Raw genomic sequence first — 17,195 nt, forward strand, 5'->3', positions numbered from 1 at the left:
ACTAATCTACTTTCCCTGTTAAGTAATAAATCGCAATTTGTGTACGATGTTCAAGTCCAGTTTTCCCTAAAACTGATGTAATATAATTTGCAATCGTTCCTTCTGATATGAAAAGTTGCTTTGAAATTTCTTTATTCGAGAAACCTTTCGCAATTAATGCGATAATACTAAGCTCCCTTTCTGTAAAAAGACTCTTATCTATTTTACATTCGTCCTCTTTGCTTTCCATTAAATTGCACTTAATTTTATCAAGCACTACATCTTGCATAACAGTTTGACCGTTATATACTCCTTTTATTGCATCACGAATACGCTCTGGATCATTATTTTTTAATAAATAACCTTTCGCCCCGTTTTTTACTGCGTCCAAAATATATTCATCATCATCGAACGTCGTTAAAATTAGCGGTTTCGTTTTCGTCTCTTCACAAATGAATTTCGTCGCCTCTACCCCATTCATGTTTGGCATACGAACATCTAAAAGAGCGATATCAACGTCGTTCTTTTTGCAATAGTCCACTGCTTCTTTCCCATCATTTACTGTATCTACCACTTCGAACTCTTCATATGTATTTAAAATAATTTTCATGCCTTCTCTAATAAAAGAATTATCATCTGCTATTAATATTTTAATTTTCATGTTTGTTAGTATGGACCTTTCCCTACTAACATTCACATCCTTTCTTCACTTAACATTTCCCACTTGCTCATTATATACTTCTTTTTACCATTTTTTCACACCTTTTTTCATGTAGCCTCCTTTCTAAAAATATATTATTCTTTTTTTACAACATGTGTAGGGTGACCAGTCATTTCTTACGTCTATATAATAGAATGCGTCAAAAAGGAGGGAGAGACCCATTGAAGAAAAACAATTAATTGAAAAGGCACAGCAAGGAAGCGAACATGCTTTTCGTATCCTTGTGCAAACATATCGTCACTATATTTTCCAAGTTATCTTTTCTATTTTAAGACATGAAGAAGATGCGAAAGATGTTACACAAGAAGTATTCGTAAAAATCCACGCCTCTCTCCCAAATTATCAATTTCGCGGATTAAAAACGTGGATGGCGCGTATTGCCACCAATCACGCTATTGATTATAAGAGAAAAAAAGCTAGAGAAAACGAAGAACTCTCCTTATGTAAAGAAACTGAGGAAAATATAAAATCCTCTCAGAATATTGAGGCTTTATTATTGACGAAAGAGCAAAAATTACTCATTGCTCAAAAACTGAGAGAACTTCCTGAAAATTACCGCGACGTCGTTCTCTCACATTATTTAGAAGAAAAAAGCTATCAAGAAATTGCTTTACAGGAAAACATCGAAGTGAAAACAGTCGAAATGAAATTGTATCGGGCAAGAAAATGGATTAAAAAACATTGGAAGGAGGAAGAGTTTCTATGACGCATTATTCAAAAGAAGATTGGCGCAATTATACTTTAGATTTTTTAGAAAGCAATGAACGTGAATCTATGGAAGAACACCTTTATGAATGTGATCATTGTTTAGCGCTTTATATGGAAAGTATCGATGAACAACACGAAAACCTTCCAATGATAAATGATGATTCATTTACGAATGAAGTTATGACGCAAATTGATTTTGAAACGCTACAACCTAGTGAAAATATAAAAACAAACTCACTAAAGCGAACGATTATTCACTACATAATTGCGACCGCAGCTACAATTATTTTTATGGTAAGTGGTTTATTCCAATATATTTTCACAGCGACATCAAATTTCGAGAAATCTTCAAAACATAACGAGTCTTCTATCTCACAACAAATTGTTAACAAATCGGTAGACACATCAAAAAAGGACGGAGGTTTAAAGCATGAATAAAAATCCCTTTTTAGCACTTGTATTAGGGCTAATTCCCGGGCTTGGACATTTATATTTAAAGAAGTTTGGACGGTTTATTTTATATAGCGGAGGGGCTGTATTTCTATTTATCTTCGCAGCATTTTGTACAATAGCATTAGGAGCGCGTGATATAGCTTTTCTTTCTCTATTTTTACTAGTCGTGTTATGGGCGATCAATTTATTAGATTTAGTTATCACTATTATTAATCAATCGAAAAAACAAGCAACCGGAGAATTTACAGAGTCCTCTAAAGAGAGCGAACGATTTTATATCATTCTTCTATCAATCATCCCTGGACTTGGACATTTTCAATTAGGACTTATGCAACGTGGACTGACATTTTTAGTCGCTTGCACAGGAATCGGAAGTATGATTATTTTCGTTGCACTTTTAACATCGCAAGAAAGTTTCCTAATCTTCCTTATTACATTACCTGTTTTATGGATTTACAATTTCTTCGATGTTGTTCAGCAGCTCCAGAAAAAAGAACGTGGCGAGCAACTAGATGATCGTACTATTTTCGAAGAGTTTGAAGAACATCGTGAACAAGGAAAGAAGAATAAAACATTCGCTTCTATTTTAGCCATGTTCCCCGGAGCAGGACATATGTATTTAGGTTTACAACGCCGCGGCCTTCAGCTTATGGCAGCCTTTTTACTTTCAATATATTTACTCGATTTATTAAGACTTTCTGCGTTTTTATTTTTAGTTCCAATCATTTGGTTCTACAGCTTCTTTGACGCTTTACAGCAAACTGCAAAGTATGGAAAAGAACGTGTACATGACGAACCTATCATTGATTATTTTATCAATCATCAAAGATGGATCGGTATTGGGTTAATTACACTCGGTGGTTATTATTTATTAGATCAAACACTCCTTCCTATTTTGAATGATTACTTTGCAACTATATTTAACATTCATCTTAGCGAGCTATATTATCGCTATTTCCAAACATCTATCGTTGCACTCCTCTTAATTGGTGGCGGCTTTAAATTGTTACTTGGAAATAAAGAAAACAAAGGTGGTACAAAAGAATGAGAACATGGCGCGTTGGAACATTTTCAATGGGGCTTTCTATTATTTCATTAGGTTGCTTCTTACTATTTTCAGTTATAAAAGGGACTGAGGTATTAGATTCCTTAACAGCATGGTGGCCTGTTTTACTTATTATACTTGGCGTGGAAATTTTACTATACCTTCTATTTTCTAAGAAGGAACAATCCTTTATTAAATATGATATTTTTAGTATTTTCTTTATCGGCGTTTTAGGAAGCGTTGGAATTGCTTTTTACTGTTTATTATCAACTGGATTACTAGATGAAGTTCGTCATTCTATTCATACCACTCGCCAAACGAGTAATATTCCAAGTGGACAACTTGATATACCTGAATCTATCAAAAAAATTGTAGTGGATGCAGGACAGTACCCTCTAACAATAGAGGGAAATGATACAAATCAAATTCACCTTCTTGGAACATATGAAATAACAACGAAAGCTAATGAAAAACTCAATTTAAAACAAGAAAATTTCCTTTCAGTTCAAACAGCAGGGGAAACGATGTATATTACTTTAAAATCTTTACCAGTTCAACATACGTTATGGAATTCAGCACCACAGGTCAAACCGACACTCGTTCTTCCGCAAAATAAAAATGTAGAAGTTCGTGCTTCAAATAACGAACTATCCCTTTATCCAGGTCAATTACAAAATAATTGGTTTGTACAAGAAAGTTCACATGTATCTGTTCATTTAACGAAAGAAAGCGATGTATCTGTAATCGCCGTAACAAACAAAAAAGAAGCACACGGAAACACACCTTGGGAACAAGTTGAAGATTTAACGAAAAAAGAAAATAATTCTTCAGAAGAAAATCCAGAATTCAACGAGCAAGAACATTGGTATAAAAATTCGATTAAAACAGGCAGCGGGACGTACAAGTTAAATATTGAAAAAGCTTATAATATCAATATGAGTATAATTGAAAAATAAAAACCTTCCACAATTGTGGAAGGTTTTTCTCATATAATCGCTTTAATTCCTTCTAACACTAATCCAATCATAAATCCGCAAACAGCCCCGTTTACTCGGATCCACTGTAAATCTTTACCGACGTTATTTTCAATCATTTCGATTAACGTTTTATCATCTAACTTATCAAGGTTTTCTTGTACAAGTTTTCCGATTTTCGAATGATTCTTTTCAACAAGTGTGACAACTTGTTTTTGTAACCACTCTTCTATTTTTTGAACAGTTTGTTCATCTTCTTTTATTTTATTCATTTGTGTTTGTAAAAATGGAATAACATATTTATCCGTAAATTCTGCATTTTTCACAAAAGTAATTGCCCTTTGTTGTACTTGCTCCAGCATCTCTTTAATTTTGTCAGTAGCATTCCAATTGGCAATCCATTTTTCTTTCCAATTTTCTAATTCTTGTAGTAACGCTTCATTTTCTTTTACATTTATAATTTCTTGACGAATTTTCGATAATATAAGTTGTCTTGTGCTATTATCTGCATCTTGTAAGCTGTTAATATTGCTAATAATGAATTTCTGCAAAATACCGCCAATTTTATCTTCATCTACAATATTCATAAACGATTTCAAAGTAAACTGTAAAAATCCATCTACTTTTATGTTTTCCATCGCCTTCATACCTAAGCTTCCGAGCTGGTATCGTGCTTCATCTTGCGCTGTCCAATCTTTCACTTTTACTAAAATGTAATCAAGTGTCTTTTCATCATATTCTTGCACAACTAATTGATCAACAAGCACTTGTAAAATGTTACTTGTATTGATTGTATGCAAATACGTTTTTAATTCTTTTTCAATAATAACCGCTAATTTTTCCGTATCTATTGTTACAATCGCTTTCTCCGCAATCGTTACAATCCCTTTTTTCACAGCGTCAGACTGCATTTCTCTCTCAGCAATTTGTAGTACCATTTGCGCTAACTGCATTTCTGTTACTTTATTCGTAATACTTTCTTTCGTCAACCACTCATTTTCTAACGTATGAATGAGCCCCTTCGTTACTCGTTTACGATTTTTAGGTAATAACGCTGTATGCGGAATTGGAATTCCCATCGGATGACGGAATAATGCTGTAACTGCGAACCAATCCGCAAGTCCGCCAACTAACCCAGCTTCAAATCCCCCTTGTATAATCTCTCCAGCTACCGTTCCTTGAAACGGGATAGAAGCCGCAAAACCTACTCCCATAACCCCAAGCGAAATACCCGCTATATATTTAGTCTGTAATGACATCGTATACACATCCTCTTATTATGTAAAATAAAGCTTTTTGTTATATTGATTTGATATTCGTTCTTTATATCTATACTATAATGAACTAATGCGAAAATAACAAAGAATTTATAATAATACATATGTCATATAAATAAAAAATGAGGCCACAATTAGCCTCATTTTTCTAATATTGTTAATGCCTCACCTGTTTTATAATATCCATTCATCACATCTTCTGGAACCATACTACCACCAGTTCCCCACACAATATGAGTACCTTTCTTCATCTTCTCTGTTAACTGTTGTTTTTGTAAATACTCATCTTCTGTACACACTTTCACTGGCCCTATCATACCAGCTAAAGCTGAAGGCTCTAAATAAATATTTTCTGTATCAGCTAGTTCTTTCAACAATCTATATAACTCTTCATCACTTACTGTGTAATTTCCACTCAAAAATGGTTCCATCGTTTTACCGACAAATCCAGACGGTCTTCCTACCGCTAGTCCGTCCGCGTCTGTTACATTATCAATCCCGATATCTTGAACAGCAATTTTATCATGAAGTCCTGTCATTAAACCGAGTAACATGCATGGAGAGTGCGTAGGCTCTGCAAAGAAGCAGTGCACGTTATCTTTATATAGTAACTTTAAACCAAATGCGACGCCGCCAGGTCCGCCTCCTACTCCGCACGGAAGGTAAACGAATAAAGGATGATCTTCATCTACTACAATCTCTAACTCTTCTAATTGCTTTTGTAATCGCGATGCCGCTACTGCGTATCCTAAAAATAAATCATGGGAGTTTTCATCATCTACGAAATAACAGCTAGGATCTGCATCTGCTTGCTGACGCCCCTCTTCTACCGCTTTACTATAATCAGCTTCATACTCAATCACGTTTACACCTTTACTTCTTAATAAATCTTTTTTCCATTCTTTTGCGTCTGCTGACATATGAACAGTTACATTAAAACCTAATTTTGCACTCATAATTCCAATACTTAGCCCTAAATTACCTGTAGAACCTACCGCAATTGAGTATTTTGCAAAAAACTCTCTACATGTATCACTATCTAAAATAGAGTAATCAGCTTCTTCTGTTAACATACCATGCTGCAAAGCTAATCGTTCAGCATGCTTCAACACTTCATAAATGCCGCCCCTAGCTTTAATTGACCCTGATATCGGAAGATGACTATCACATTTTAATAATAATTCCCCTAAAATAGGTTGCTCGTAATGTTTCTCTAAAGCTTGTTTCATTGAAGGGATTTTTAGTAAGGGTGATTCAATTATGCCGTTAGTCTCTTTCGTTTCAGGAAAAACTTTTGCAATATATGGTGCAAAACGCTTTAACCTCTCTTCCGCATCTTTTACATTCTCTTCATTCAGTGGCGAATCTTTTATTGCCGTTTCATACTTTTCCATGGTCGGATTCACCCAAAACACTTCTTCTGTTGCGATTAATTTATTTAAGAGTGGATATTCCTCTTTTAATTTCTCTATTTCCTTCATTTCTCTTCCTCCTCATCACCTTGTAGCTTACGATTTAATAAATTATAATTAAATTAATTTTAATATAGTTTAACATAAATTATTCGCTTTAGTTAATTTTAATTTAATTTATTTAAATATAATTAAATAAATGGTAAGGAGCTTTAATCATGGAAAATATAGATATCGGTAAAAAGATTGAAAAGCAAAGAAAAGAAAAAGGTTTAACGAGTAAAGAACTAGCAACGATGGCAGGTATTACACCTTCTATGTTAAGTCAAATTGAGCGTGGGTCTGCTAACCCTTCTATCCAAACATTAAAAGTACTCGCAAAAGCGTTAGATGTTCCAACATTTAGCTTTTTACTTGAAGATACAAATACAGACGATTTAATTGTACGTTCTCATAAACGAAAAAAAATGATTATCGATAATTTATCATATGAATTGTTATCACCTGATTTTACAGGGAATTTAGCAACAGCAATTATGACTGTTCCACCGAATACAGCTTCATCAGAAAATGTACTAGAACATAAAGGTGAAGAATTAGCATTTGTATTAGATGGGATAATTACATTACATTTAAACGAAGAAGAGTACACTTTAGAAACGGGTGATAGCGTAAAAATACCCGCTTATTTAAAGCATAAATGGGTAAATCAATTCGAGAAAAATGCCATTGTTTTATTTTCTGTTACTCCGCCGATTTTTTAATACACAATAAAAAAAGATAGCCACGTACGGACACACTCCATACGTGGCTATCTTTTTATTTTTTCGGCACCAACAAAATTCCTAAACTAATAACAAAGAAGCTCATTATTTGCTGTGCTGATAAACCAAATAAAACCGAACTTTGTTCACTAACAAGCGAAATAATGATATGAGCAAACCCCTCAACTATTAGAAAAACACTTATATTCTTTCCATTTCCTAATCTTTCATTTTTCATCCATAACAAGCCCAGTATACAAAGGCCGAGGATGATTTCATATACGAAAATGGGATGATATAAAAATTTAGATTCATATATTTTCACACCCCAAGGCAGTGTCGTTTGTACACCTATTTTGTGATGGAATAGAAAATAAAAAATAATACTCATACATAGCCCAATAGGCAATGCATCAAGTAAAATACGAAGCGAAAATTGCTCCTTTTTACTTTTCCAAACAATATATGCACTCGCAATTATACAGCCTGCTATAATATGCTTCATACTTCCTATAGCTAGTAATGCTTGCAATGGCGATTTAAAAGCCCATACTGGATTTATAATTGCCGGTGCAAATTTCCATACAAATACGATGATTAGAAAAGCATTTGTTACTGCATCCATCATTTTTTCATATGGTACACTTTCGTTCTTCATCTTTCGTTTCATCAACATAAATCCAAACAGACTTCCAATTATAAGAGATACGGGTTGTAACCTCACGATCCACTCCATCAATACAAAATCCCCTCTTTAACTCTCAATTAATTTCTTAAATTTCTCTTCTAATTGATCTGGAGGTAATACACCTCGTACTTGCTCTACAATAATTCCATCTTTATTAACAAAAAATGTCGTTGGTAACGAAAATACTTTATAATCTAATCCAGCTACTCCGTCCATATCTAGTAAAACAGGAAACTTAAATCCGTGACGATCTGCAAATGCGCTCGCTTCTTGTACTGGATCTCCAATTGTCGCATTTACCGCAAAAATTTCAACATCCTTTTTATATTTATCATACAAATGAACTAAGTCAGGTGCCTCCATTTCACATGGGCCACACCATGATGCCCAAAAATTAATAAGATATGGTTTTCCTTTTGCATCATTTAACGAATGCAGCTTCCCGTCTAATCCTTTTAATGTTATGTTTGGCGCTTTAAACCCTACTTGTGGTAATACTTCTGTTTCTTGTAACTCCGCTTGTTTTGCTTTTCTTTCTTTTTCTTCTTTTTTTGTATTATAAAAGTTCACTCCGGCCCAAATTAGTGCCCCGGCTAGTATAATCGCAATTAGTTTCTTCACTTTTCTTCCTCCTCATTATTAAAAACCTGTAAATCCACCGAATAGGCGAATAAAGAATGCTGTAATTTTCGTCATTTGATTTGTATACAGTAAAATACCTGTTATAATCATCATTCCTCCGCCAATTTTCATCATGACATTGGCATATGTAACAATCCATTTTACCTTTCCAATAAAGAATGCCATTACGAAAAACGGAACCGCAAACCCAAGATTATATGCTGTAATATAAAGAAGTGCACCTTCAGGATTCGTCGCCCCAAGCATGAGTACAGCTGAAAATATCGGTCCAACACATGGCGTCCAACCGGCTGCATATGTCATACCGACTAAAATCGAGCGAATATATCCAGTCGATTTACTTCTATACTGTACCTTTTTCTCTGCCATAAGCCACTTAGGCTGAAACAAACCCGTCATAAACAGCCCCATCAAAACAATGAAAATCCCGCCAATTTGTTGAATCAATTTTTGATTAGATGAAAATGTTATTCCAATCCAACTTACCGATAAACCTAACGCATAAAATATAACCGAAAATCCGATCATAAAAAATACAGTATGCATAATAGCTGATTTTTGCATCATTCCACGATTATCTTTTAAATCTTGAATAGATACACCTGTAATATATGATAAATAAGATGGATATAGCGGTAAAGAACATGGTGATATAAATGACAATACCCCTGCCCCAGCTACAAGCCAAATTGTTAAATCTGCTGCATTCATTTTATTCCCCCTAAATACACTACAATGAGTAGTGTTAACTCTTAAAAAAAGAGGCTATATGCACTCTCCGACAATAAGTACAACCGATATACAGAATAAAGCTAATGTTACATATACCGAATTCGTATGTAATGGAATATTAAGCTTTACGACTTTTTCATTTAACAGTTGCTCGATTCGTAAATTTATTGCTGTTTTTGCAAATGAAGCTGTCACACATCGATTTTCGATTGTCTTTATTTTAATTATTTTTAATAATGCGCTACCTAACTCGAATTTAGATTTCATTTTTCGCATTGCATATTTATCTGCAGCTAACTCCTGATACACATGATAGCGTTGCAATAGCCCTTTTAATATCGGGATGTATATCATTCCTTCTGCTAATAACGTAAAACAAAATAATTTTAACGGATCTCGATTATTTTGATGATATTCTTCATGAAAAATAATTGCATCCATTTCTTCATCTGAGAATGTTTGAAGCATCCCTTCTGACATGACAACTTTCGGACGAAATAACCCAATTGTAAATGCCGCAACTTCCGAGGTCGGCAATATATATATTTGTTTTCCTTTTCGAATGAAAGGGATAAGTACTTTTTGTAATTTTTTACTATAGAAAAACTGTCGCCAAATTCTTTTGCATACTATGAGTACAGTAAGTAATAGTAATCCAGCAATTATAATACGAATGAGCGATAATTCCTTCATATGTTGTTCTAACTGAAACAAGCAAAACTTTGAAAGAAAGAACGCCTTATTTTGAAATAGAAATGGATATGTAACGTAATACACTAACAAACTGAAAAAGAGAGTACTAACAATTACTGCTAACAAGATGATTTTACGCATTTGCCATTTCATTTCATTGATCCTCTTTTTTTAACTGATTCAATTTGTCTTCTAATTTTTTTATTAAAGTCGGATCAGCCTGCTCTAACTCATCAAGCATATGATTTACAACTAAATCTCCAAATTCCCCCATCAATTCCTGTGTCATTTTCTTCGTTTGATTGGATAAGAATTCTTCTTTTGTTTGCACAGCACGATATATACCACTTCTTTTCACAGTCTGTTTTTCTAAGTGGAATTTCTCTACTAACCTGTTCATAACTGTCATGACCGTATTAAAATTCACAGGTGATTCTTCACCTAATTTCTGCTGCACTTCTTTAATCGTAATACCCTCGGTAGACCAGACAATCTCCATAATTTTCGCTTCAAGCGGTCCAAAGAAATGATTTAACCCTTGCTCATTTAACTTATAGTTTTGAGTAAACATAGTACGGCTCCTTTCACACTACGAATTGTAGTATAAATTAAATGAAAGGTCAAACACGAATGATTTGCACTAAAATTCACTACCTATAAATCAGTACCCCGTTCTATTCATCGTAAACCTAATTTCTCTCCAAATGTATCAAAGAGATACTGCTCTAATATTTGCACACTAAACTTCTCATTACGTCCAAGTGCAAATAATTCCCGATCTTTTACTACAATCGTATCTAACGGAATAACGACATTATCCACTATTTTTGTAATTTCAATGATGTTACTTTTTACATTTACCTCTGTTTTAAATTCAATGTTTTCTAATACGATATGCGAGCGTCTTCCTGATGCCAAAAAAGTAAAGTTAGGATTTTTATAAATGCCAATTTCACTCTCTAATGGGTATAAATACTGAAAAATGATATCTCTATGTCCATCTTTTATTATTTTTTCATCCTTCTCATCATCTAAGTATTCTTTCACCTTCGTTGTAAATTCAAATCGAAAATCCACTTTTTTCACGCTCCCTCTTTGTATTTTTATATTAAATAAATATATTGAAATAACTTTACCATATTGTAATACAAGTTCCTATTAAAAGTAAAAACTCATTTGTAAAATCTCTATTATTTCCGATTCTTTTTTAAAGTATAAGCACTAATTCAATATGAATTCATGCTTTATTATATCTATTTAAACATATTGTTTCCATATTTTGAAACAATAGTATGAAGTATTATATATCGATAAAGTGAAACTTTTATCAACCCTCGCCACCTTTACTATTCCGATATACTGAAACTACATTTTCTACTTATTCATTACATAGAGAAGGAATGTACGTCTCTTCTATCGAATTTTTATATAACGAAAATGATTAGGTGGTGCTTTACTATGAAATTAGCTGTCATTGGTGGCGGTGACTTACAAGATTCAAATCACTCGCCTATTAATGAACGACTTATAGCATTAACAAATAAACAGTATCCAAAAGTATTATTCATTCCTACAGCAAGTCATGATGATGAAAGCTATATAAAACTATTTTTAGATACGTTCGAAAAACAATTACACTGTGAAGTACAAATTTTACGTACTATAGCCGATACACCTTCTAAATATGAAATAGACGAAATGATTCAATCGGCTGATTTAATTTATCTCGGTGGCGGAAACTATATTCACATGCTTACACAATGGAAAGAACTTAAACTAGATGAAAAATTATTATTTGCTTTGCAACAAGGAACGCTCATTGCAGGATGTAGCGCCGGCGCTATGTGTTGGTTCACATCTAGTATCCGCTCAGATTATGAAGATTCTGGTTATATAGAGAGCAATGGCTGGGGGATTGTGAACAAAAGATTTTGTCCACATTATAATCAATTAAATAGAATGAATGCCTTCCATACCTTTTTACAAAATCATCAAGGTAATATAGAAGGAATTGCACTAGAGGATAATTGCGCTTTATATATTACAGAAGAGTCTTTTGAAATTATCGGCGAACCTGAAAAAGCGTGGGAGTTTTATATGAGTGATAACAAACTCATTAGACAACATTTTGATATCACTTTAAAAAGCTATTTATAAACCTACACTTACCCAAAATGTCCCTAAGTATAATAACTTAGGGACATTTGCATGATTTAGCTCACTAATCGTGTAATTCGTTTCTTCTGCCATGAAAGCTTATAATATGCATACTGTAAAATTAAGCTGACAATAAAGGCTGCTGGGTACCCAATCCATATCCCTTCTATCCCGAGACTTGTATGGTAAGAAAGGTAATACGCTACGGGTACTTCAACAAGCCAAATTGATACAACGCCGATAACAGTTGGCCATAATACTGTACCACTTGCTCGCATTGTCGCACTAATAATTTGCGCATGACCGAAAATTAAATAACTCCATAGTGTAATCATAACTAGGCTATGAGCAATTTCAATTGTAGTTTGACTCGTTAAAAATAGTGATAAAATGTCTCTTGCGAACAAGTAAATAAGAGATATTAGCACACCACCGATGACGTAGTTCATAATAATTCCGGCCTTCACAACTTTCTGCAATCGATCAAATTGATTCGCACCAATTGATTGTGCTGCAAAAATAGAAACTGTAATACCGAGGCTAACTGCTGGCATTTGTACATAACTTGCAACTTGATTCACGACGCCATATGCTGCCGTTGCATCCGAACCGTAACGATTTACAAACGCGATGACCGCAATTTCAGATAATGAAACTAATATCATATTAATACTTGCTGGAATACCAAGTCGTAGCAATAGCTTCAATAACTCCCCATCCATGCGAAGATATTTCCTTACCGTACTATCTAATTGTAGTGGGTGATTTTTCTTCTTTAAATACACCAACATGACAATAAACGTAATAACTGTAGATATAACAGAAGCATACGCTGCTCCATACACATCTAATTTTGGAGCTCCTAACCATCCAAAAATAAGAATTGGTAATAAAATCATATTTAGTGCTGTACTTACAATTAAAAAGTAAAATGGCGTTTTAGAATCTCCTGTACCTCTCATAAATGTTGTATATGCGAAATATAAAAATAATACTGGCATCGATATAAATAATATACGTGCATAATGTACACTTATTTCAATAATATTTTCTGGCGTTCCCATAAGGCGCATAATATCCATTGCAAAAATACTGCCTACTATCGCCAACACAACTCCAATAATAAATGTAAATGTCAGCGTCGTACCAACGATAGCTTTTAAACGATCTTCGTTTTTAGCGCCAAACGCCTGACCAATTAAAATAGAACTACCTGAACCAATACCAATTACAAAGGAAACGAGTAAGAAAAATAGAGGGAAGAATGCTGATATGGCTGCTAAATCATTAACTCCAAGCCATCTTCCTACTACTACCATACCGAATAATTGTCCAATCGATTGTAATACATTACTTAATAGTAACGGTACTAAAAACATGGACATCGACTTCCAAATCGGTTTACTCTCACTTTCTAACTTATGTGACTCCGCACCTTCTTTATTGTTATCTGTAGGTGGTTTCAAATTTCATTTCTCCTTTTATTAAAAATCTATTTTTCAACTTCTATCTCTTTGTATAGTTGTTATAATAATGTGCTTCTATTCACTTTCTTTTCCGTATGATTATAACTTCACCCAATATTTGCTTCCATCAGCTGTTCTATCTAAAAACCCATATTCGATTAAATATCTTCTTAACGTTACAAAATCCGGATATACACTTTCTATGACAACATTTACTTCTTTCTCAGTGTACTTTTTATTACTATCAAACTTCGTCACTAAATGGCGTAATATAATTAATTTACGCTTTTGCTTTTTCGGAAATTTAGAAAGCGGTCCATCTAATCCTTCTGTAAAATGTGCTTTTAATACTTCATCATTTTCTTCTTCCGTAATATTGTAGCGATCATCTACCATCGTCGCTGTTCTATGAATAGGTACAAATTTCGTTTGTACTTTTGATTTTTCTTCTGACAGTTCCATTAAAGCTAAAAACACTTTCGCTTGCTTCATTTTCTCTCGAAGTGTAAATCGATGATTGCGAATGGTTGAAGTACTTCCACCATCCATCTCTTTTACAATCTCTTTATCATTCAGCCCCATATGGAAAAACTGAACCATTTTCTTTTGCAAATCAGTTAAACCAGTATACTTCTTATCAAGATTTAATAAATAATCAAACATAGACGTATGTTCATTTTGCACATGCACTTGTACAAACTTCTCAGCTTCATACAAAACTTGATTATCTTGATAAATAACTCCCTTAATAAATGCTTCTCCACAAGCTAAACAAATATATTCCTCTGCTTCAGCTTCAAATACATACCCTTTCTTCAATTCCTCAACCGAAGCATCCCAAAACTTCTCTGAAATATCACTCACACTAAACACTCCTTTAAAATGTTTATCTAAAAACAGACATTTCCCAATAACGTTTACTATCACTTCATCATCTTAACATACAACAAATAAACATTTCAATGTTTCGTTTACCCATTTTATAAACTTTTATTAAAACGTCTACTAGATAATCCTATAGAAGGACTTAAAGCAATGAAAAGAGAATGTATTTAATAAGTGAATTTCTAATTGAAAGAAGTAAAATACGTTATTCCATATTTAAATGATAACAACCTCGTTCAACATGGAACCGGTACTCAATCATTCCAAAACTTTAGCATTCAGTTTTAACTACAAAAAAAGGTGCTTCCGTATACGAAAACACCTTTTATCCATTATATATTCTATTTGCAATCTCTAGTAAAACTTTACTTGCCTGTACAAATATATGCTTTAGGTTTCGATCTTCAACAAATTTATTAGCACAACTACCCAGAATCATCATACAACTAATTATAACTAACACTAACTTTCTATTCTTGTAAGTCACTTCATGTCACTCCACTATTAAAAGACTTCCTTTGAATTTATCCCATCAAGAAATTTTACATGAATAATAAAACGCGTGAATATGCAATTCTGCATATTCACGCGTTTTATTACGATGTTATGATTTAATTTAATTACAGTACACGTATACCGAGGTGACTAACTTGAAATTTAAAGCGAAAAAGAATCCATTTCACGTCATTTTCATTACATTATTTATCAGTATTTTTCTCGTTTCACTATTCTTCCAAAATGAAAGTTCTATTTTTTTCACTCTCATGATGCTTTTAAATATCGTGAACCTTTCTTCTTTCTATTTCTCTCACTACAACGTAACGGAAGCATCCCTTATCGTAAAACATGGTTTTGCATTTCATACTGAAATTCCATTTGAAGATATTCGTCACGTTAAATTCTCTGGCAAAACACTTCACTCTGAAAAGTGGACTAGGCAGCAATTAGAAATCCATTACAATTTATTTGACTCTGTGACAACTTTCGTACCCAAAGAAGAAGAAAAATTCATTGAACTCTTAAAAGAAAACTGTCCACAAATGAAAGTATTGAATAGTCCTGCTAACAAATAATATATTTTGGCAATTGCAGTAATACAAACAGAAGACATACAAATATATATCAAAAAAGCCAAGATTCTAAACAAAGAATCTTGGCTTTTTTATTACTCTTTCGGAGCAATCATTTTTTTCGGGTCTACAATTTCATCAAACTGCTCTTCTGTTAGTAGTCCAGATTGCAATGCTGCCTCTTTTAACGTTAACCCCTCTTTATGAGCATGCTTCGCAATTTTCGCTGCATTTTCATATCCGATATGCGGGTTTAATGCTGTAACGAGCATTAATGAACGATTCACATTCTCTTTAATTACTTCTTCATCTGCTTCAATACCCACTGCACAATTATCATTAAATGAAATAATTGCATCAGCTAATAAGTGAGCAGATTGTAAGAAGTTATATGCAATAACAGGTTTAAATACGTTTAACTCAAAATTACCTTGGCTCGCAGCAAATCCGATAGTTGCATCATTTCCCATCACTTGCGCTACTACCATCGTTAACGCTTCACTTTGCGTTGGATTTACTTTCCCTGGCATAATAGAGCTTCCTGGCTCATTTGCCGGAATAATAATTTCGCCTAGACCACTACGTGGACCGCTTGCCAGCCAGCGTACATCGTTAGCAATCTTCATTAAATCAGCAGCTAATGCCTTTAATGCACCATGCGTATATACAACTTCATCATGGCTCGTTAATGCATGGAATTTATTTGGTGCAGAAATAAATTGCTTACCTGTAAATTGGCTAATTTCCTCTGACACCATCTCACCAAATTTAGGATGAGCATTAATACCTGTTCCAACTGCAGTACCACCAATTGCAAGCTCTTTCATATATGTATTACTCTCTGCAATCATACGCTCTGTTTTTTCAAGCATACGATGCCATCCGCTAATTTCTTGTCCTAATGTTAAAGGCGTTGCATCTTGTAAGTGTGTACGACCAATTTTTATAATATGTTCAAATGCAGTTACTTTTTCTGCTAACGTTTCTTTTAATTTCGTAATTGCTGGTAAGACGTGATTTTCTACTGCGATTACACATGCTACATGAAGCGCTGTTGGGAACGTATCATTTGAACTTTGAGACATGTTCACGTCATCATTCGGATGAATATGTACGTCAGATCCCTTATCTTTCAAAATTTGATTCCCACGATTTGCAATTACTTCATTCACATTCATGTTTGACTGAGTACCACTACCCGTTTGCCATACGACAAGTGGAAAATGTTCATTCCATTTCCCTGCAATCACTTCGTCAGCTGCTGCCACAATTGCTTTTGCTTTTTCTTCTGATAGCTTTCCTAATTTTTGATTGCTAAGTGCTGCACTCTTTTTTAAAATCGCAAACGCTTTTACAATTTCAAGCGGCATTTGCTCTGTTCCAATCGGGAAGTTTTCTTTACTACGTTGCGTTTGTGCTGCCCATAATTTATCAGCTGGAACTTTTATTTCTCCTATTGTATCTCTTTCAATTCTGTACTCCATTTTTTCATCCCCTTGAAAATAAAATACCTACATTTCTTATATTAA

The 17,195-nt window shown here is 33.8% G+C and carries 19 protein-coding genes and 1 pseudogene; 8 read left to right on the forward strand and 12 right to left on the reverse strand.

The genetic code is table 11. The features are described 5' to 3' along the window. Position 1 precedes the first annotated feature (1 nt). Entirely contained in the window at positions 2–640 is a 639-nt protein-coding gene (locus BAQ44_RS12500) for a response regulator transcription factor (RefSeq protein WP_071721859.1), read from the reverse strand. Positions 641–923: 283 nt separating this feature from the next. On the opposite strand from BAQ44_RS12500, the gene BAQ44_RS12510 reads away from it, so the two are divergent. The 4 genes from BAQ44_RS12510 to exsE are packed head-to-tail and all read left to right on the forward strand — an operon-like array spanning position 924 to position 3,862. Then, the gene (locus BAQ44_RS12510; protein WP_235608063.1) at positions 924–1,406 is read left to right on the forward strand and encodes an RNA polymerase sigma factor; all 483 of its coding nucleotides are present in this window, start codon (positions 924–926) and stop codon (positions 1,404–1,406) included. Beyond that, positions 1,403–1,846, forward strand: coding sequence for a hypothetical protein (locus BAQ44_RS12515; RefSeq protein WP_071721861.1), 444 nt, complete (start codon positions 1,403–1,405; stop codon positions 1,844–1,846). The genes BAQ44_RS12510 and BAQ44_RS12515 overlap by 4 nt, the downstream gene beginning before the upstream one ends. Beyond that, a complete protein-coding gene (locus tag BAQ44_RS12520; protein WP_071721862.1) occupies positions 1,839–2,909 on the forward strand; it encodes a hypothetical protein in 1,071 nt (356 codons plus the stop codon). Before BAQ44_RS12515 ends, BAQ44_RS12520 begins: the two co-directional genes overlap by 8 nt. Further along, entirely contained in the window at positions 2,906–3,862 is a 957-nt protein-coding gene (exsE, locus tag BAQ44_RS12525; RefSeq protein ID WP_071721863.1) for an exosporium protein ExsE, read from the forward strand. The genes BAQ44_RS12520 and exsE overlap by 4 nt, the downstream gene beginning before the upstream one ends. A 29-nt stretch (positions 3,863–3,891) precedes the next feature. Here the strand turns inward: exsE and BAQ44_RS12530 are convergent, their stop codons facing one another. Next, a complete protein-coding gene (locus tag BAQ44_RS12530) occupies positions 3,892–5,139 on the reverse strand; it encodes a DUF445 domain-containing protein (protein WP_071721864.1) in 1,248 nt (415 codons plus the stop codon). A gap of 158 nt (positions 5,140–5,297) precedes the next feature. Beyond that, positions 5,298–6,638, reverse strand: a complete 1,341-nt coding sequence (gene dsdA / locus BAQ44_RS12535; protein WP_071721865.1) for a D-serine ammonia-lyase — start codon at positions 6,636–6,638, stop codon at positions 5,298–5,300. 149 nt (positions 6,639–6,787) lie between these two features. Here dsdA and BAQ44_RS12540 point away from each other — a divergent pair, with 149 nt between their 5' ends. Next, entirely contained in the window at positions 6,788–7,333 is a 546-nt protein-coding gene (locus BAQ44_RS12540; RefSeq protein ID WP_063263630.1) for a helix-turn-helix domain-containing protein, read from the forward strand. Between the two features lie 55 nt (positions 7,334–7,388). Here the strand turns inward: BAQ44_RS12540 and BAQ44_RS12545 are convergent, their stop codons facing one another. From BAQ44_RS12545 to BAQ44_RS12570, 6 genes are all read right to left on the reverse strand, one after another. Continuing rightward, positions 7,389–8,069, reverse strand: coding sequence for a prolipoprotein diacylglyceryl transferase family protein (locus BAQ44_RS12545; protein WP_071721866.1), 681 nt, complete (start codon positions 8,067–8,069; stop codon positions 7,389–7,391). A gap of 18 nt (positions 8,070–8,087) precedes the next feature. Next, complete coding sequence (locus tag BAQ44_RS12550; RefSeq protein ID WP_000733167.1) at positions 8,088–8,642, reverse strand: TlpA family protein disulfide reductase; 555 nt, start codon at positions 8,640–8,642, stop codon at positions 8,088–8,090. Between the two features lie 18 nt (positions 8,643–8,660). Next, positions 8,661–9,374 carry a cytochrome c-type biogenesis protein CcdA gene (gene ccdA, locus BAQ44_RS12555; RefSeq protein WP_063263634.1) on the reverse strand — a complete coding sequence of 238 codons (714 nt, stop codon included), beginning with the start codon at positions 9,372–9,374 and terminating at the stop codon, positions 8,661–8,663. Positions 9,375–9,428: 54 nt separating this feature from the next. Continuing rightward, entirely contained in the window at positions 9,429–10,241 is an 813-nt protein-coding gene (locus BAQ44_RS12560; protein WP_071721867.1) for a M56 family metallopeptidase, read from the reverse strand. Position 10,242: 1 nt separating this feature from the next. Continuing rightward, entirely contained in the window at positions 10,243–10,659 is a 417-nt protein-coding gene (locus BAQ44_RS12565) for a BlaI/MecI/CopY family transcriptional regulator (protein WP_071721868.1), read from the reverse strand. Between the two features lie 107 nt (positions 10,660–10,766). Beyond that, positions 10,767–11,165 (reverse strand): DUF3942 family protein, encoded by a 399-nt coding sequence (locus BAQ44_RS12570; protein WP_063263726.1) that lies wholly within the window; start codon positions 11,163–11,165, stop codon positions 10,767–10,769. A 381-nt stretch (positions 11,166–11,546) separates the two neighbouring features. Here BAQ44_RS12570 and BAQ44_RS12575 point away from each other — a divergent pair, with 381 nt between their 5' ends. After that, positions 11,547–12,245, forward strand: coding sequence for a peptidase E (locus BAQ44_RS12575; RefSeq protein ID WP_063263637.1), 699 nt, complete (start codon positions 11,547–11,549; stop codon positions 12,243–12,245). A 56-nt stretch (positions 12,246–12,301) separates the two neighbouring features. Here BAQ44_RS12575 and BAQ44_RS12580 read toward each other — a convergent pair whose 3' ends face one another. Then, complete coding sequence (locus BAQ44_RS12580; RefSeq protein ID WP_071721869.1) at positions 12,302–13,711, reverse strand: MATE family efflux transporter; 1,410 nt, start codon at positions 13,709–13,711, stop codon at positions 12,302–12,304. Between the two features lie 99 nt (positions 13,712–13,810). Then, positions 13,811–14,575 carry a DUF2087 domain-containing protein gene (locus tag BAQ44_RS12585; protein WP_071721870.1) on the reverse strand — a complete coding sequence of 255 codons (765 nt, stop codon included), beginning with the start codon at positions 14,573–14,575 and terminating at the stop codon, positions 13,811–13,813. A gap of 207 nt (positions 14,576–14,782) precedes the next feature. Between BAQ44_RS12585 and BAQ44_RS31405 the strand changes: the two are divergent. Together BAQ44_RS31405 and BAQ44_RS12590 are read left to right on the forward strand one after the other, a co-directional pair. Continuing rightward, positions 14,783–14,884, forward strand: a pseudogene (locus BAQ44_RS31405) (MBL fold metallo-hydrolase); the annotation flags it as partial. Positions 14,885–15,246: 362 nt separating this feature from the next. After that, complete coding sequence (locus BAQ44_RS12590; RefSeq protein ID WP_071721871.1) at positions 15,247–15,669, forward strand: PH domain-containing protein; 423 nt, start codon at positions 15,247–15,249, stop codon at positions 15,667–15,669. Between the two features lie 92 nt (positions 15,670–15,761). On the opposite strand, the gene fumC is transcribed toward BAQ44_RS12590, so the two are convergent. Continuing rightward, on the reverse strand, positions 15,762–17,150 hold the full coding sequence (gene fumC / locus BAQ44_RS12595; RefSeq protein WP_071721872.1) for a class II fumarate hydratase: 1,389 nt from the start codon (positions 17,148–17,150) through the stop codon (positions 15,762–15,764). Positions 17,151–17,195: the final 45 nt, after the last annotated feature.

The sequence above is a fragment of the Bacillus mobilis genome, assembly GCF_001884045.1.
GTDB lineage: Bacteria > Bacillota > Bacilli > Bacillales > Bacillaceae_G > Bacillus_A > Bacillus_A mobilis.

Bases quoted from the DNA above. Each gene is read 5' to 3' on its own strand.
- BAQ44_RS12500 (WP_071721859.1), bottom strand. From the start codon at position 640: ATGAAAATTAAAATATTAATAGCAGATGATAATTCTTTTATTAGAGAA.
- BAQ44_RS12515 (WP_071721861.1), top strand. From the start codon at position 1,403: ATGACGCATTATTCAAAAGAAGATTGGCGCAATTATACTTTAGATTTT.
- BAQ44_RS12520 (WP_071721862.1), top strand. From the start codon at position 1,839: ATGAATAAAAATCCCTTTTTAGCACTTGTATTAGGGCTAATTCCCGGG.
- exsE (WP_071721863.1), top strand. From the start codon at position 2,906: ATGAGAACATGGCGCGTTGGAACATTTTCAATGGGGCTTTCTATTATT.
- BAQ44_RS12530 (WP_071721864.1), bottom strand. From the start codon at position 5,139: ATGTCATTACAGACTAAATATATAGCGGGTATTTCGCTTGGGGTTATG.
- dsdA (WP_071721865.1), bottom strand. From the start codon at position 6,638: ATGAAGGAAATAGAGAAATTAAAAGAGGAATATCCACTCTTAAATAAA.
- BAQ44_RS12540 (WP_063263630.1), top strand. From the start codon at position 6,788: ATGGAAAATATAGATATCGGTAAAAAGATTGAAAAGCAAAGAAAAGAA.
- BAQ44_RS12545 (WP_071721866.1), bottom strand. From the start codon at position 8,069: ATGGAGTGGATCGTGAGGTTACAACCCGTATCTCTTATAATTGGAAGT.
- ccdA (WP_063263634.1), bottom strand. From the start codon at position 9,374: ATGAATGCAGCAGATTTAACAATTTGGCTTGTAGCTGGGGCAGGGGTA.
- BAQ44_RS12560 (WP_071721867.1), bottom strand. From the start codon at position 10,241: ATGAAATGGCAAATGCGTAAAATCATCTTGTTAGCAGTAATTGTTAGT.
- BAQ44_RS12565 (WP_071721868.1), bottom strand. From the start codon at position 10,659: ATGTTTACTCAAAACTATAAGTTAAATGAGCAAGGGTTAAATCATTTC.
- BAQ44_RS12575 (WP_063263637.1), top strand. From the start codon at position 11,547: ATGAAATTAGCTGTCATTGGTGGCGGTGACTTACAAGATTCAAATCAC.
- fumC (WP_071721872.1), bottom strand. From the start codon at position 17,150: ATGGAGTACAGAATTGAAAGAGATACAATAGGAGAAATAAAAGTTCCA.